Annotated in this window: 12 protein-coding genes, 2 rRNA genes and 1 pseudogene; 7 read left to right on the plus strand and 8 right to left on the minus strand. The window is 69.9% G+C overall.

Features of this window, described 5'->3' with window-relative positions:
* The 3 genes from AB0M62_RS00005 to AB0M62_RS00015 all read left to right on the plus strand — a co-directional run.
* A 23S ribosomal RNA gene (locus AB0M62_RS00005) occupies window positions 1-74 on the plus strand; the annotation flags it as partial.
* Window positions 75-148: 74 nt separating this feature from the next.
* Window positions 149-265 (plus strand): 5S ribosomal RNA (gene rrf / locus AB0M62_RS00010).
* 106 nt (window positions 266-371) lie between these two features.
* Entirely contained in the window at window positions 372-923 is a 552-nt protein-coding gene (locus AB0M62_RS00015; RefSeq protein WP_366071759.1) for an N-acetyltransferase, read from the plus strand.
* Between the two features lie 12 nt (window positions 924-935).
* Here the strand turns inward: AB0M62_RS00015 and AB0M62_RS00020 are convergent, their stop codons facing one another.
* From AB0M62_RS00020 to AB0M62_RS00045, 6 genes are all read right to left on the minus strand, one after another.
* The gene (locus tag AB0M62_RS00020) at window positions 936-2,492 is read right to left on the minus strand and encodes a type IV secretory system conjugative DNA transfer family protein (RefSeq protein ID WP_366071760.1); all 1,557 of its coding nucleotides are present in this window, start codon (window positions 2,490-2,492) and stop codon (window positions 936-938) included.
* Between the two features lies 1 nt (window position 2,493).
* Window positions 2,494-3,912, minus strand: a complete 1,419-nt coding sequence (locus AB0M62_RS00025) for an ATP-binding protein (RefSeq protein ID WP_366071761.1) — start codon at window positions 3,910-3,912, stop codon at window positions 2,494-2,496.
* A gap of 25 nt (window positions 3,913-3,937) precedes the next feature.
* Window positions 3,938-5,488, minus strand: coding sequence for an SCO6880 family protein (locus AB0M62_RS00030; protein ID WP_366071762.1), 1,551 nt, complete (start codon window positions 5,486-5,488; stop codon window positions 3,938-3,940).
* Window positions 5,485-6,825 (minus strand): hypothetical protein, encoded by a 1,341-nt coding sequence (locus tag AB0M62_RS00035; protein WP_366071763.1) that lies wholly within the window; start codon window positions 6,823-6,825, stop codon window positions 5,485-5,487. Before AB0M62_RS00035 ends, AB0M62_RS00030 begins: the two co-directional genes overlap by 4 nt.
* Entirely contained in the window at window positions 6,815-7,657 is an 843-nt protein-coding gene (locus tag AB0M62_RS00040) for a hypothetical protein (RefSeq protein ID WP_366071764.1), read from the minus strand. The genes AB0M62_RS00035 and AB0M62_RS00040 overlap by 11 nt, the downstream gene beginning before the upstream one ends.
* A 192-nt stretch (window positions 7,658-7,849) precedes the next feature.
* Window positions 7,850-8,158, minus strand: coding sequence for a hypothetical protein (locus AB0M62_RS00045; RefSeq protein ID WP_254373822.1), 309 nt, complete (start codon window positions 8,156-8,158; stop codon window positions 7,850-7,852).
* A gap of 470 nt (window positions 8,159-8,628) precedes the next feature.
* Between AB0M62_RS00045 and AB0M62_RS00050 the strand changes: the two genes are divergently transcribed.
* The 4 genes from AB0M62_RS00050 (at window position 8,629) to AB0M62_RS00065 (ending at window position 13,094) form a co-directional block, all read left to right on the plus strand.
* Window positions 8,629-9,216: a hypothetical protein gene (locus AB0M62_RS00050; protein ID WP_366071765.1), complete on the plus strand. Its 588-nt coding sequence runs from the start codon at window positions 8,629-8,631 to the stop codon at window positions 9,214-9,216.
* 122 nt (window positions 9,217-9,338) lie between these two features.
* Window positions 9,339-11,045, plus strand: a complete 1,707-nt coding sequence (locus tag AB0M62_RS00055) for a serine/threonine-protein kinase (RefSeq protein ID WP_366071766.1) — start codon at window positions 9,339-9,341, stop codon at window positions 11,043-11,045.
* 59 nt (window positions 11,046-11,104) lie between these two features.
* On the plus strand, window positions 11,105-12,115 hold the full coding sequence (locus AB0M62_RS00060) for a bifunctional lytic transglycosylase/C40 family peptidase (protein WP_366071767.1): 1,011 nt from the start codon (window positions 11,105-11,107) through the stop codon (window positions 12,113-12,115).
* Window positions 12,116-12,383: 268 nt separating this feature from the next.
* Window positions 12,384-13,094, plus strand: a complete 711-nt coding sequence (locus tag AB0M62_RS00065) for a phosphatase PAP2 family protein (protein WP_366071768.1) — start codon at window positions 12,384-12,386, stop codon at window positions 13,092-13,094.
* A gap of 32 nt (window positions 13,095-13,126) precedes the next feature.
* On the opposite strand, the pseudogene AB0M62_RS00070 reads toward AB0M62_RS00065, so the two are convergent.
* Both AB0M62_RS00070 and AB0M62_RS00075 read right to left on the minus strand, forming a co-directional pair.
* Window positions 13,127-13,804, minus strand: a pseudogene (locus tag AB0M62_RS00070) (sortase); the annotation flags it as partial.
* Window positions 13,759-14,544 carry a hypothetical protein gene (locus AB0M62_RS00075; RefSeq protein ID WP_366071769.1) on the minus strand — a complete coding sequence of 262 codons (786 nt, stop codon included), beginning with the start codon at window positions 14,542-14,544 and terminating at the stop codon, window positions 13,759-13,761. The pseudogene AB0M62_RS00070 and the gene AB0M62_RS00075, both read right to left, overlap by 46 nt.
* Window positions 14,545-14,795: the final 251 nt, after the last annotated feature.

The raw sequence follows: 14,795 nt of genomic DNA on the forward strand, positions 1-14,795 counted from the left end.
GGTTGATAGGCCAGATGTGGAAGCCCGGTAACGGGTGGAGCTGACTGGTACTAATAGGCCGAGGGCTTGTCCTCAGTTGCTCGCGTCCACTGTGTAGGTTCTGAAGTAACGACCTGTGTCGATGCCGGGTCGGTCAACTTCATAGTGTTTCGGTGGTCATAGCGTTAGGGAAACGCCCGGTTACATTCCGAACCCGGAAGCTAAGCCTTTCAGCGCCGATGGTACTGCAGGGGGGACCCTGTGGGAGAGTAGGACGCCGCCGAACAATCATTGTGGGAAAGCCCCGCACCTCATGGTGCGGGGCTTTTCTGCGTTCCGAGGCCGACGGGAATCGTGTTGCGGTCCGGTGGGCGCTGCGATTCCATCGGCCCATGGAACACGTCATACGACCGGTACGAGCCGAGGAATGGGCCAAGGCCAGGGATCTGCGAATCGCCGCCCTGGAGGATCCGGCCGCGCCCATCGCTTTCCTGGAGACGCGTGAGCAGGCCGTGGCCCGCCCGGACTCCTTCTGGCAGGAACGCGCGGCCGACGCGTCGCATGGCGGGCACAACCGGCAGTTCGTGGCCGAGCGGTCGGACGGCGAGTGGGACGGCACGGTCGTCGTGCTCGTCGAGGAGGCGGGCGGGACCGGCGTCTTCGGTGAGGCGATCCCGGTGGACCAGGCCCACTTGGTGGGTGTCTTCGTACGCCCCGTCCAGCGCGGCATCGGGCTCACCGAAGCGCTCGTCGACGCCGCGGTGCAATGGGCCTGGTCGCTCGACGACCCGACGCCGGCGCGCGTGCGGCTGTACGTCCACGAGAGCAACGGCCGTGCCTCGGCGTTCTACCGGAAGTTCGGCTTCGTACCCACCGGAGAGACCATCCCGGTTGCAGGCGACCCTGGCGCGCGGGAGATCGAGATGGCGCTCGCGCACCCGTGACGGGGAGTACGGCTACGGCACGGGGAGTGGGTCGTGCGGCCAGCGGGCGCGGCCCTGTTCCTGAGAGCGGAGCAGGGCCAGGGCCGGCAGGCCCTGGCCTGGCCCGGCCGTCAGCAGCTCCGGCAGCTGGGGAAGCGGAGCCACGGCCGCGACGTCGTCCAGGACCAGCATCAGTGGTGGGTCGAGCCGACCGTCGGATGACCGTGCGGCCATGCGGCGGCCGTGCTCGACCACGCTTGATGCGAGTGCGGTGAGCAACGGCATCGCGCCGGGACGAGACCGGGGATCCTCGATAGCTTCACCCACCAGGTAAAGAGTGCCCCCCTCGTCCACGAATGATTCCAATGTGAGCGAATCAGTCCGATTCGGAGTGCAAGCTTCGCGGATATGGATCGAGGAGAGGGCGGAGAGCGTCCGTGCCGTCAACTCCTGTGCGATCTCGCGGCGTTCGGCATGCGCGGTGAGCGCCGACTCCAGTTCGCCCGCCGATCCGGACGCCGCCTTTGGGTGGGTGCGGAGGATGCGTACGGGCTCATGGGCACTGTTGCCCTGTGCCCAGCGGTGGACCTGCTTGAACGGCCGGTCGTCGACGGCCGCGGCGTGCAGCCAGCAGCGCAGCAGCGTTTCTGCGGCGTCCGCCACGGCGGCGTCGAGCCTGGCCGACGGGCGTACCGGCGCGAGCAGCGCCACAGCGCGTGCGGCGGCTACTTCCCGGGACTCGCAGCCGGCGCTGGGTGACCAGTGCAGGCGGGCAGGCGTGTCGCAGAGGTGCGCGGGGTCGTAGACGAGTACGGGGCCGAGCTTGGCCCGGGCGTCCTTCGTCTCCGCCCAGAGGGTGGGGTCGGAGGTGACGACGAGCGCGGGGCCCTCGGCGTCGGCGATGGCCCGCAGGGCGCTGGGCCGCCGGTCGCTCGCCGCGCCGTACAGCAGCACAGGGGTGCGGGGCGCAGGCAGGGGCACCGGCGCGTCCGCGGCGCGCGGCCGCTGCTCCTGCCACCCGTCCGCCCCCGGCGTCGCCGCGGGAGCCGTAGCCGCAGCCGTAGACGTCGTCGCTGCCGCAGGCTCAGGCATGGTGGCCGGGTGCGGGCCGGCTTCCGTGCGGACCGGTACCTGCGTCTGCCGCTCCAGGGCGGCCGTTTCGGCGGGAAGGACGGCAGCCGGATTCTGGGCCGGCGACGCATCCGCGTAGATATCCGCGTGCCGTGTGCGGCGGTTGGCCCGTACGATCTTCCAGCGGGCAAGCACACCCATCACGAACACCGTCAGCACGAACAGCACCATCAGCTCGCTGATGAAGATGCCCCAGAACAGCCCGTAGCCCGGGAGCTGCGCCGCGGTCGTGTCCGGCCACGCTCCCGCTACGTCGTGCGGCTGCGATGCCAGTGCGCGCATGGCCGACGGTGTACGGGAGAACGTGACCGTCGACGGCCAGGCGCCGCGCGAGAGCCATGCTGCGAGCCCCGTCGCCGTCCACGCCAGCACGGTGAGCCCGAGCAGGAACGCGAGCAGACCGACCAGCAGCGAGTCGGGGATGCCGCGCTCTGCGGAGCGGTTGTCACTGTGGGGCATGTCAGGCCACCGTTGATTCCGAGGACTCGTTCATCTGCTGCTCGATGAGGGTGGCGCGGCGCTCCGCCTCCAGTTCCGCGGCGCGTACGTCGTCCGGAAGTTCGGGCAGTTCAGGCGCCGAGCTCTCCGTCATCGCCCGGTCGGTGTAGACCAGGGGCCGTTCCGCCTCCGTGATGAGGTGTTTGACGACCTGCACATTTCCGTTGACGTCCCAGACGGCGATACCGGGCGTAAGAGTGGGGATGATCTCGACCGCCCAGCGGGGCAGCCCGAGGACCCGGCCGGTCGCCCGTGCCTCGTCCGCCTTCTGGGCGTAGATCGTCCGCGTGGACGCCATCTTGAGAATGGCCGCGGCTTCCCGCGCCGCCGCGCCGTCCACCACGTCCGACAGGTGGTGGACCACGGCGACGAACGAGAGACCCAGTCGGCGGCCGAACTTCAGCAGCCGCTGGAAGAGCTGGGCCACAAAGGGCGAGTTGATGATGTGCCAGGCCTCCTCGACCAGGAAGATGCGCTTCTTCCGGTCGGGACGGATCCAGGTGTGCTCCAGCCAGACGCCCACGATCGCCATCAGGATCGGCATTGCGATCGAGTTCCGGTCGATGTGGGACAGGTCGAAGACGATCAGCGGCGCGTCCAGGTCGATGCCGACGGTCGTCGGCCCGTCGAACATGCCCCGCAGGTCACCGTCGACCAGCCGGTCCAGCACCAGCGCCACGTCCAGGCCCCATGCCCGTACGTCGTCTATGTCGACGTTCATCGCCTCGGCCGACTCCGGCTCCGGGTGGCGCAGTTGCTCGACGATGTCGGTCAGCACGGGCTGCCGCTCGATGATCGTCTCGTTGACGTAGGCGTGCGCGACCTTCAGGGCGAAGCCGGACCGCTCGTCGAGCCCGTGCCCCATCGCGACCTCGATGATGGTGCGGAGCAGGGCCAGCTGGCCCGTCGTCGTGATCGCCGGGTCGAGCGGGTTGAGCCGGATGCCGCCGTCGAGCGCGGCCATCGGGTCGAGCCGGATGGGGGTTATCCCCAGCTGCTGCGCGATGAGGGCCCACTCACCCACACCGTCCTCGCCCTGGGCGTCCAGGACCACGACCTGGCGGTCGCGGAAGCGGAGCTGGCGCAGGACGTACGTCTTCTCCAGCGCCGACTTGCCGTTGCCGGACTCGCCGAGGACCAGCCAGTGCGGGGCCGGCAGCTGCTGTCCGTACAGCTGGAAGGGGTCGTAGATGTAACCCTTGCCGCTGTAGACCTCGCGCCCGATGATCACGCCGGAGTCGCCGAGGCCGGGGGCGGCGGTGGGCAGGTAGACCGCCTGCGCCTGACCGGTCGACGTGCGTACGGGCAGCCGCGTCGTCTCCACCTTCCCGAACACGAAGCTGGTGAAGGCATCCGTCAACGCGGACATCGGATCTCGCATGCGGCTCTGCCCCAATCTTCTCGGGTTAGCGGCGGATGCCGGTGGCGAACGGCAGGGTGTTCACGAAGGCACGGTGGTGCTCGCGGTCGCACCACTCCAGCTTCAGGTACGACTTGCCGGCCGATGCTCTGATCGTCCGTTTGTCGCGCGCCAGCGCCTCCGGCGATCGCGAAGACACTGTGATGTACCCGACAAGGTTCACTCCCGCCGCACCGCTGGCGAGATCTTCACCCCTCTGGTCGAGCCGCCCGTGAGCGGCGATGTCGCGCGGGTCGACGGTCCGGTTCATCTTGGCGGCGCGGCTGGCCTCCGCCTCGTCGTTCGTCTTCTCGGTCAGCATGCGTTCGATGGCGACCTCGGTGGGTTCGAGGTCCATGCAGACGGCGACCGTGCGGATGACATCGGGCGTGTGGACGAGCAGCGGCGCGAGGAAGTTGACTCCCACCGGAGTCATCGGCCATTCCTTCACCCAGGCGGTGGCGTGGCACCAGGGTGCGCGGGTCGAGGACTCGCGCGTCTTGGCCTGGAGATAGGTGGGCTCCATCGCGTCCAGTTCGGCGGGCCACGCGTTGCGCTTGGTCATCGCCTGGATGTGGTCGATCGGGTGGTCCGGGTCGTACATCGAGTGTACGAGGGAGGCCAGCCGGCCCTGGCCGAGAGGCTGCCGGACCCGGATGTCGGCCTCGGCGAGACGGGCGCAGATGTCGGTGAGCTCGCGCGCCATGACGACGGCCAGTCCGGCGTCCCGGTCGAGCTTGCGGCCCGTGCGGGGACTGGCGGCACGCGCCATGGTGTTCGCCTCGGCGGCCAGTTCACGGGTGTAGTGCATGCAGGCGACGAGGTAGGCGCGGTGTTGCTCACTGGAGGTGGAGACCATCGACTGGAGCTGGTCGTAGGAGTCCCGGAGCCAGGCGGGGGCGTTCTTGTCGCCGCGCTGACCCACGTCCTTCGCGTGCGCGTCGGGGTCTGCGGGGAGGGTGCGGGCGAGCATCTGAAGGCGCGTCACGAAGCCGTCGCCGTTGGCGACGTGCTTGAGGAGCGTGCCGAAGCGGTCCACCAGGGCTTCCTGGTCCTCGCTGTCGCGCAGTCCGACGCCCGGGCCCTCGATCTCGATGGCGGCGGTCACGGTCCGGCGGTCGGCGTGCAGCAGTACGGCGATCTCGTCGGGCCCGAAGGGCGCGGCGAGCCAATTGATCCGTCCGATGCCCGGCGGTGGCCCGACCTCGACCTCCTTGCCGTCGCCCCGTACGCCGGCCTCCATGGCGCCGGAACGGTAGGCGGTGCCGCGGCGGAGGCTGCGTTTGTAGCTGCGGTTGATCTCGAACCACTTGTAGAAAGTGCGCTGTTTGTACGGGAGGTACACCACGGCCAGCGCCAGCATGGGGAAGCCCATCAGCAGCACAATCCGCAGAGACAGCACGGGGACGATCAGCCCGCTCATCATGCCGAGGAACGCGCCGCCGATGATCAACGCGATTTCGCCGGTCTCGCGGTTCTTTCCGACGATCGCGTTCGGCCGGGCCCTGCCGATCAGATACGTACGGCGGGGCGCGACCGGATGGGACTGGGTCGTCAACGCCCTTCACCTCCCGTGCTGGTGGTACTGGTTCCGGATGTACGGGGCGGGGGTGCGGCGGAGGGGACAGTTCCGCCGCCGACCCCGCGTCCGCTCCCGTGTCCGCTGCCGGAATTGCGGGAACTGTGGGCCGCGACTCCGCCGGACAGCGGATTGGCCGGCCGGGACTGTGCGCCTTCGCCGGTGTTGCCTCTGTCCTGGCCGCCGCCCCGGCTGCTGTGGGTCTTGATGCCCTGCGAGACGAGGGCGGCGGGGGAGCTGATGAGGGCGGCGGCCTGCGAGCCGTCGGTGGCCTGCTTGCGGTTGGAACGGGCGGAGGAGATCTCGTCGCCGAAGCCGGGTACGAAGCGGTAGATCATCGCGGACGCGAAGATGGCCAGCAGGATGATGGCGAGTCCGGAAACCACCGCGGAGAAGGCGTTGGGCCCGTCGTCGGCGGAGAGGGCCCCGGCGAGCCCGAGCACGATGACGATGACCGGCTTGACCAGGATCACCGCGATCATGATTCCCGCCCAGCGGCGGACGTGGCCCCACATGTTCTTGTCGACGAGGCCGGCGTAGACGGCGGTGCCGAGGAGGGCGCCGACGTAGAGCAGGGCGGCCCGGATGACCAGCTCGAGCCAGAGCACGCCGGCGGCGAGCACGGTGACGAGGGCGACGACGATCAGCATGATCGGCCCGCCCCCGATGTCCTCGCCCTTCTTGAGCGCCTCGGCGAACGACCCGAAGAAGACGTCGGTCTGACCGCCGGTGCCGGAGGAAATCACCTCGGTGACGCCGTCGGTCGCGGAGACCACGGTGTAGAGGATGAGCGGAGTGAAGGCGGACGCGAGGACGGTCAGCCAGAGGAACCCGATCGCCTCGGAGAGCGCGGTGGCGAGCGGCACACCGCGGATGGCGCGCTTGGTGACGGCGAGCAGCCAGAGGACGAGCGTCAGCACGGTGGAGGCCGCGAAGACGACTGCGTACTGGCGCAGGAAGGCGGCGTTGGTGAAGTCGACGTTGGCGGTGTTCTTCACGGCATCGGACAGCTTGGTGACGATCCAGGCGGCGGCGTCGGCGCAGCCCCTGGCGAGGGAGGAGAGCGGATCGAGCTGCTCCATGGGGTCGCCGGGCGCGCGGCGTGCGGGGCCGCCGGATCCGGCCTCGCCGCTGTCGCAGTATTCGCGCGCCGGACCCGCGATGAGTTCGCAGGGGTCGCTGCTCTGGCCGGGCGTCGGAGTCGGAGTCGGCGAGGGCGCCGCGGCAGCCCTCGCCGCCAACACGAAGGCGGCGGTCTGGACAGCCGCCAGGACAGCGGCAACTCTGCGCGCCTGGTGTCGGGGGCTACCGGGCATAAGTGAACCCTCCGAATTCATTGACCGCGCCGCTGATCTCATCGGATCCCGAAACGGCATTGTCGCCGGTGACCGGAGTTGGTCCTTCCTTCTGGCTGGTGTCCAGGACTTTCCAGTCGGAGCCCACCCACTTGAGCTGCACCGTCACGGTGAACCAGCCGCTCGTCACAGGCTTGGTCGACTTGTCGCCCGTCAGCCCGAAGAGACCCGCGCACCAGACATCGACGTTGGCGCCGGTAGAGCTGAAGCCGCGGACCTTGGATCCGGCGGGAATCGTCCGGCTGACAAATGTCGACCCGGCAGGCGCTTTGCCGGTGGCGCTGAGGCCGATCTGGGCGAGGAACGACAGGGAGTAATCGGCGTCGAAACCGGCCTGAAGCCTGCTCAGCGCGCCGGGATCGGCGATCAACTGGACAATCTCGTGTCGACGGGATGCGTTGAACATGCCGTCAGAGCCCAGCGCCACCGCGTAGTTCGCCGCCGCCGACTGCGCCCCCTGCTCGTTCCGTGCGAAGCCCGACGCGATGCCGCCGTTCTTGTCCTCCACCGGCTTTACGCCCGTCGCCGCCGTCGGGCCGCTTTCCGCCCGCTTCGGAGCGGCGTCCTCCGTGGTGGTGTCGTCGCCACCGCCGCGGTTCGCGAACGCGATGGCCGCGATCAGCAACGCCACCACGCTCACCACCGCCGCCAGGCTCCGTGAGCTCCTCACCGGGCGGCGGGCGCCGCCGTAGACGTCGCTCCCGGGGGCTTCGGGGAGGCGCGTGCGGGTCTGGCCCGAGCCGCCCACCCGGTCGGTACGGTCGCCGAAACCGTGCTCGTCGTCGTGGCTCATACCGCGTAAGCCCCCTCAACCGTGTGTCGTTCCGCGTCGTAGTACGACGGTAGCCGTGCTGGTTTCCGCGCGGGCGCGGAGTGGTGACTCGACATCAGGGAGACGCAACCTCTGCCGGTGGGCACGACGGACGGATGGTGTCGGGGGTGGTCCGGGCGGGCCCGGTGAGGACAGGCAGGGGACTCGCCGGGGCTATACGGCCATCCCGTACACGATGGTGAAGAGCGTGCCGAGGGATCCGATGATGAAGACCCCGGTCAGGCCGGCGACGATCAGGCCCTTGCCCTGCTCCGCACTGAAGGTGTCCCGCAGAGCCGTCGCGCCGATGCGCTGCTTCGCGGCGCCCCAGATCGCGATGCCGAGACAGAGGAGGATCGCGACGGCCATGACGACCTCGATCATTACCTTCGCCTCTGCGCCCAGGCTCCCGAACGGCCCCCAGTTCGGGGCGATACCGCCGATGATGGTGGTGATGTCGCCCTTCTCGGCTGCCAGGATCATGTAACTCACCGCCCCTGATGGGTAGTTCCGTGCCCCCGCGCCGGACGGCAGGGGTCACGCACTATCTTCGCTGATGAACCGCGCTCGTATGTCGACTTGGCGGCTCTCTTTACCCGATCCCGCACGTGTTGCCGGTCGCAACGCCCCGACCTGGGCGCGGACCGGTGCTCACGGAAACCGTATGGTCACTCTGTGTATCACGTGGTGTGACGCCGGGCAATGATTGGCGGGAGAGGGACAGATGTCGGCCGGGCGGGGGAGCCGTTCGGGTTGTGCGTGTCCCGATGGTGGCGGCGGCCGTTGTACGGGGGTTGATGGTGTGCGCCATCCGTGGATTCATTGGACCAATACGCTGATATATCCGCACTGTTCGGCCTGGTCTCCCCTACGAGTCTGTCGAAACGACGGATGCTCCCTCTTGGCCTCCGGCCTCGGAGTATCAAGCGATTCGGTTCGAAAAGGAGCTTCGTATGGGCCCTGAAACCAGGACTGGCCGACGCGCGCGGCTGGCCGGCGGAGTGGTCGCCCCGCTCGCGTTCGGCCTCGCCCTCGCCGTCGCCGGGGTCTCGAATCCCGCCCTGGCCGCCACGAGCGACGAAGCGCGCCCGGCGGACCCCGTCACCTGTGTTCTGCCGGACGGCGGGGCCGGCCCCGAGTCCGGCGGGCTCCCGGCCGACGACTGCCAGGACTCGGCCGGGCCCCGCGGCCCCAGGCCGCCGGCTCCCGGGCCGGTCCCCCTGCCGTGCAACGACCTCGACGCGGTAGCTCTTCCCCGGGGCGAGGAGTACGGTGCCGTACTGGTCAACGGCAGGGCGTACGCCGGACGTCGCATCATCAACGTTCGTCCGCCGGGGCGCTTCTTCTGGCAGAACCTAACCACCTCCCGGAATCCCGGTTATCCCCGGAACGCCTGCGGGATCTCCATTTCCGCCATCGGACTGCACGCGTGGATCAGGGTCGTCACCACCGACGGGCGCGTGTACGAGACGCACTGCGACACACCGCGGCCGACGCTCTACTGCGACGAGCGCTGGGTGCAGCTGGTCAGGCCGGTCTGACGTATCCGGCCCGCCAGGTCCCGGGGCCTGTGTGCCGTGCCCGTCCGCACTACGGGCACGGCCACTGCCTACGCACCAACTCGCGCTGAGCGGCGCCGAGTCCATATGACAGAGTCGTGCCGGTGGACACGCTCAGGACCCAGGATCCCGCGCAGATGGGTGCGCACAAGCTTCTTGCCCGCCTCGGTGCCGGTGGCATGGGACAGGTCTACCTGGGGAGGTCGCCGGGTGGCCGGCTGGTGGCGATCAAGGTCGTCCGGGACGAGATCGTCGACCATCCCGAGGCGCTGGCCCGGTTCCGGCGGGAGGTCGAGACCGTACGTGCGGTACGCAGCGCCTACACCGCGAACCTGATCGACGCCTCGCTGGACGCGCCGCCCTACTGGCTGGCGACCGAGTACGTCTCCGGGCCGACGCTCAGTCAGGCGGTGCGCGAGCGTGGGCCCTTCCCGGCGGAGACCTGCAAGCGGCTGTTCGCGGCGCTGGCCGAGGGGCTGGCGAGTGTGCATGCGTACGGAGTGACGCACCGCGATCTGAAGCCGCAGAACGTCATCCTGTCCCCGCAGGGGCCGCAGCTGATCGACTTCGGGATCGCTCGCGGTGCGGAACAGACTGCGCTGACGCAGGACGGCCTGGCTCCGGGTACGCCCGGCTACACCGCCCCCGAAGTGCTGATGCGCAACGAAGTGGGTGACGCGGCGGACATCTTCGCGCTGGGCGCGACTCTCGCGTACGCGGCGACGGGCCGGGCCCCCTACGGTGCGGGCGATTCGGCGGGAGTGAGCTACCGGGCCGTCCACGACGAGATCGATGTGGACGGTGTGGAGCCGGGGCTGGCGGCGCTCATCCGGGCCTGCGTGGCGAAGGGGCCGGCCGACCGGCCGGGTCCTGCGGAGATCATCCGGCTGTGCGCCGTGGACTCGGCGCTCGTGGACGACCCTGTGTACGGGCCGCTGGCGGGTCCGGGTGACTCTGCGGCGCGGATTCCCGTACCGCAGACCCCGAACGACCTGCCGACGGCGGGGCCGGGACTGGGCCATGCACCGGCGTACGTCCCGACCGAGGGCGCTGTGACGACCCCGCAGCGCGGGCGGCGCCGGGCCTCGCCGTGGCTGGTGGCGGCGGCGGTGGGGCTGGTGGTGGGAACGTCGGCGGTCGCCGGAACGCTGCTGCTCCAGGAGAAGGAGAAGGAGGAGGGCAACTCGGCGAAGGGAAACCAGAAAGGGGAGGAAGCGGTCTCGCCGTCTGCTCCGACGCCGGACCCGGCGAGCGGGCAGCCGCAGAAGAAGCCGCAGAACAAGCCGCCGGAGCCGCCGCCGTACATCGAGCAGACCGCGCCGTCGCGTGACTCCTGGCAGCCGGGCGACGAGGGTTGCAACCTGCCCCCGGAGGAGCGCAGCGACCTCCAGTTCCAGTTCCAGTTCTCGGTCTCGGACGCCGACGACGAACTCGTCCAGAGCGTCACCGGAAAGGCGCGGATCGGATACCGCCTCAAGTTCCCCCCGGAGGAGGAGGGGCCGTACTACCTGTCCGCCACGGTGAAGCCGCCGCACGAGATCGACTCCGGTACCGGCAGGCCCATCGAAGGGCTGCTCAGCGACAACCTCGGGCTCGGCTACTCCAGTAAGCCTGTGGACCTGGCGGCGGGCGAACCCACGGAGTGGAAGTTCCTGACCTACCCGGACGACTTCACCGAAACGGTCCGCGGCGAGCCACGGCCCGCCATTCCGGCCGGAAACGACCCCGGGAACTGGACCCTGCTCTTCCATCACGTCAAGGGCCCCAAGGAGTACACGAGCATCGTGTGTCACGGATTCGAGGCCAAGTAGCCGACACGGCAGGCTGCAAAACAGCCGTGAATCCGGGCCGGATGGGGGAGGGTTGAGGGGTGCGGAAATTCTGGGTCGCGGGTGGGATCGGGATCGGGCTCTGCCTGAGCTTCCTCGGGCTGCTCGTCGTCGGTACGTACTCGGCGGCGGCGAGCCTGGCCGCCGGGGGCGGCGGGCGGGCCGTCGGGCTGGCCAAGGGTGCCGTCCCCGCGCTGTACCAGCCGCTCGTACAGAAGTGGGGCAATCTGTGCCCCGCCATCAATCCCGCGCTGCTGGCGGCGCAGCTGTACCAGGAGAGCGGCTGGGACCCCGACATCGTGAGCCATGCCAACGCGCAGGGCATCGCGCAGTTCATCCCTGGCACCTGGGCCTCGCACGGGATCGACGGGGACAGGGACGGGGACCGGGACGTATGGGATCCCGCCGATGCCATTCCGTCAGCCGCTTCGTACGACTGCGAGTTGGCCGGATATGTCGACGACGTGCCCGGCGACCCCACCAACAACATGCTCGCGGCGTACAACGCCGGCGCGTACCGGGTCATCAAGGCGGGCGGCGTCCCGGCCATCCGGGAGACGCAGAACTACGTCAAGGTGATCCGGACGCTGGAGAAGAGTTTCGCGCGGCCCGTGGGGCGGGTCGCGCCGTCCCGGCAGGCGGCCGGCGCCATTTACTTCGCGCAGAAGAAGCTGGGCACGCCGTATCTGTGGGGCGGGAACGGGACGCCCGACCAGGGCGGGCGGTTCGACTGTTCCGGGCTGACCAAGGCCGCGTACGAGACGGTGGGGATCGAGCTGCCGCGCGTCGCGAACGACCAGTACAACGCCGGGCCGCATCCGTCGCGGGACGAGCTGCTGCCGGGCGACCTGGTGTTCTTCTCGGACGACCTGACCAACTCGCGCACCATCCGGCACGTCGGGCTGTACGTGGGGGGCGGATACATGATCAACGCCCCGTACACCGGCGCCGTGATCCGCTTCGACAAGATCGATACGCCGGACTACTTCGGCGCGACGCGGGTCACCGAGGATGGCGCGAAAGCGCTCCCGAAAACCTTCCCGGCGGCGTGACGAGGCGAGTGCCGAGACGGCGACAAGCCGGGTCACATGGCTTGAACTCTCCGTAAAGTGGTGGCCCTGAGCTGCGGTGATGTGTCTCTCTTCGATAACGTCTCAGTGATCGTTCGGTGGAGAGTGGAACGTACACAGGAAGCACGGCGTTTCCTGGTACTGGGACAGCAGCAACAGACGTGCATGCAGTGACCAGCACGACCACGGGGGTTGATAGCAAGGGCGCACGCAGGGGTGCGCCCGTAGGCGACAAGGCAAGGGGCAGCAGATGGCTGGACTCGCGACGGATGGGTCGAATGCCGACGTCAGCCTGCTCTACGACATCAACGGACTGGCCGCGGACGCACCGCGGTGGTTCGACCGCGTGATGGAGTTCGTCGGCGAGTACGGAATCCTGCTCGCCCTGGTTCTGCTGGTGCTCTGGTGCTGGTGGAGTGTGCGCCGGCGGGAGGACGAGACGCAGGCGGTGTCCTCGGTCGCCGGGCTCGTCTGGGCGCCGCTCGCGGCAGGCTTGGCCGTCCTCGTCAACATTCCGATCCGCGGCTTCGTGGAACGGCCGCGACCGTTCGTCGGACACCAGGGCCTCGAAGTCCTGGCGTCGGGGAAGACGGACTACTCGTTCGTCAGTGACCACGCGACGCTCGCCATGGCCATGGGTGTCGGTCTGTTCGTCGCCAACCGGAAGTTCGGCCTCATGGGCATCGCTCTCGCGGTCGTCGAGGGCTTCTGCCGCGTCTACATGGGCGTGCACTACCCGACGGACGTGATCGGCGGTTTCGCGCTCGGTACGGCCGTCACGCTGCTGCTCGCGCCGCTCGCGATGGCGCTGCTCACACCGGTCGTGTCGGCGGTCGCGCGGTCGGAGCGGGTGGGATGGCTCGTCCGGGCGAAGAGGGCGGACCGGACGAGTGGCCCCGAGCGGGCGACTCCGCTGGACATCCCCGAGCCGAGATCCGAGGACAACGACCTCGCCGCCTGACCGGGGCTCACCACCGCGGACAGCTCCGCGCTGACGACGATGTTGGAGTCCCAGTGCCCACTGCGGCCGATGGCGCCGCCGCAGGTGATCAGCCGGAGCTCCGGGCCGGGGACGGGACCGTAGACCCGCTCCGTCGGAAAGCTGTCCGTGCGGTACGTCTCGACGCCGGTGACCGTGAAGCGCAGCCGTTGCCCGTCCCTGCGTTCCGCCTCGATCAGATCCCCCACTCCCACTCGGCCCAGCCGCGCGAAGACGGCGTTGCGGAAGCCGTCCCGGTCCCCGGTGCCGTCGGCCGACGGGGCGTCACGATGACCCACCAGTACCGCCGGACCCGGCCGGCCGGGGGGTGGACCCAGCCGGTACCAGCCGACCTTCATCGCGTCCTCGAACTCCGGTACCTCCAGGGTGCCGTGGTCGTCCAGACCGAGCGGCAGGACCGGCGCGTCGAGGCCGAGGGCGGGAATCCGCAGCCGCACCGGGGCGGTTGGGCCTGCGGCGGGAACGGCCCGGCGTTCCCCCGACGGGTGCACGGCGTCGAGGTTGAGCAGGAGGGCCGCCAGTGCGCACAGGGCGGAGGCGGTGAACAGCGCCCGCACCGCCGTACTGCCCGACCGGTAGCCCGGCCTGCCGCGTGACCTGTGGCCCGGCCTGCGGCGGTTGCGCTTCAGCGCTGTTCGCCCGCGCTTCGGCGGTGGTGGGCGCGCAGCCACAGCACGGTGCCGGCGGCGGCTGTCCCGGTCGCGCCGATCGCCAGCGCGATGTCGGCGGGGCTGGGCCCGTTACGGGTGGCCGCCCCGCTCGCCCCGTGGTCGGCTCCGCCGCGCGCGGCGCCGGACGGGGTGGCCTGGAGGGCGCCGACGGAAGGGGAGGTCTGCCCGGAGTCCGCGGGGGTCTCGCTCCTCGGGGCGGTGGGCGGCGCCGTGGTGGACCCCCTGGCCGCGGTCGAGGACGTCGTGGGCAGCTGGGACGCCGCCCCGCCGGGGGAATCCCCGGCCGGTGTGGTGGCCGGGGCGGGCTGCAACGGGCTGCCGTCGGCGGCGACCAGACTCCACCCGGGCACGTCCTGGCCGGTCGGCCGGCCCGGGCGGTCGTCCCGGTGGTAGTACAGCGGGTGGGTGTTGTAGATGACCTGTGGCTGGTCGGCGCCCGGCGCGTCCGTGACGGTCTGCGCGGTCTCCTGCGCGAGCCCGGCCGCCTTGGTCGGGTAACCGACCGCCGCCGGCCAGGTCGTCGCGCAGCCGCCCGAGCAGCCCGGCACGTCGGGGCGGTCCGCCTCCCGCAGGTAGAGCGGGTTGCCGTCCCGGTCGGCGAGCGCCATGCCGTCCCGGGTGCTGATCAGTGTCAGCTCTTCGGGATCCGTGGGTCCGTCCACCGCCGCCGCCGGTCCGCTGCCCAGCGCCAGTACGACCGTGGCCGCCGCGGTGAGCACGGCTGTTCGGGGTCCTCGCATCGGCTCCGCCCTCGCAGGTTCGGGTCGTCCCTCTCCCTACAGGGCATCGGTACCGGAGCCGGTCGGCCAGCGGTGATGGGCCGTTCGGGCTACACGGGTGCGGTGCGGGTGTGTTTCAGCCGGTTCTTACGTCTGCCCGGGATCAGGCTTCCGTGCTGTGGACCGTTGCGTCCTGGCGGGCTCGTTCGCGGGAGCGGCGGGCCGGGCCCTTCCAGCCGCAGGTGCAGCGGGCGACGCAGAACGCGCCTCGC

It is taken from the genome of Streptomyces sp. NPDC051219, from assembly GCF_040682335.1.
Lineage (GTDB): Bacteria > Actinomycetota > Actinomycetes > Streptomycetales > Streptomycetaceae > Streptomyces.

Excerpts from the sequence above, each read along its gene's own strand:
- AB0M62_RS00015 (WP_366071759.1), top strand. The coding sequence starts at position 372 with ATGGAACACGTCATACGACCGGTACGAGCCGAGGAATGGGCCAAGGCC.
- AB0M62_RS00020 (WP_366071760.1), bottom strand. The coding sequence starts at position 2,492 with ATGCCCCACAGTGACAACCGCTCCGCAGAGCGCGGCATCCCCGACTCG.
- AB0M62_RS00025 (WP_366071761.1), bottom strand. The coding sequence starts at position 3,912 with ATGCGAGATCCGATGTCCGCGTTGACGGATGCCTTCACCAGCTTCGTG.
- AB0M62_RS00035 (WP_366071763.1), bottom strand. The coding sequence starts at position 6,825 with ATGCCCGGTAGCCCCCGACACCAGGCGCGCAGAGTTGCCGCTGTCCTG.
- AB0M62_RS00040 (WP_366071764.1), bottom strand. The coding sequence starts at position 7,657 with ATGAGCCACGACGACGAGCACGGTTTCGGCGACCGTACCGACCGGGTG.
- AB0M62_RS00045 (WP_254373822.1), bottom strand. The coding sequence starts at position 8,158 with ATGATCCTGGCAGCCGAGAAGGGCGACATCACCACCATCATCGGCGGT.
- AB0M62_RS00050 (WP_366071765.1), top strand. The coding sequence starts at position 8,629 with ATGGGCCCTGAAACCAGGACTGGCCGACGCGCGCGGCTGGCCGGCGGA.
- AB0M62_RS00065 (WP_366071768.1), top strand. The coding sequence starts at position 12,384 with ATGGCTGGACTCGCGACGGATGGGTCGAATGCCGACGTCAGCCTGCTC.
- AB0M62_RS00075 (WP_366071769.1), bottom strand. The coding sequence starts at position 14,544 with ATGCGAGGACCCCGAACAGCCGTGCTCACCGCGGCGGCCACGGTCGTA.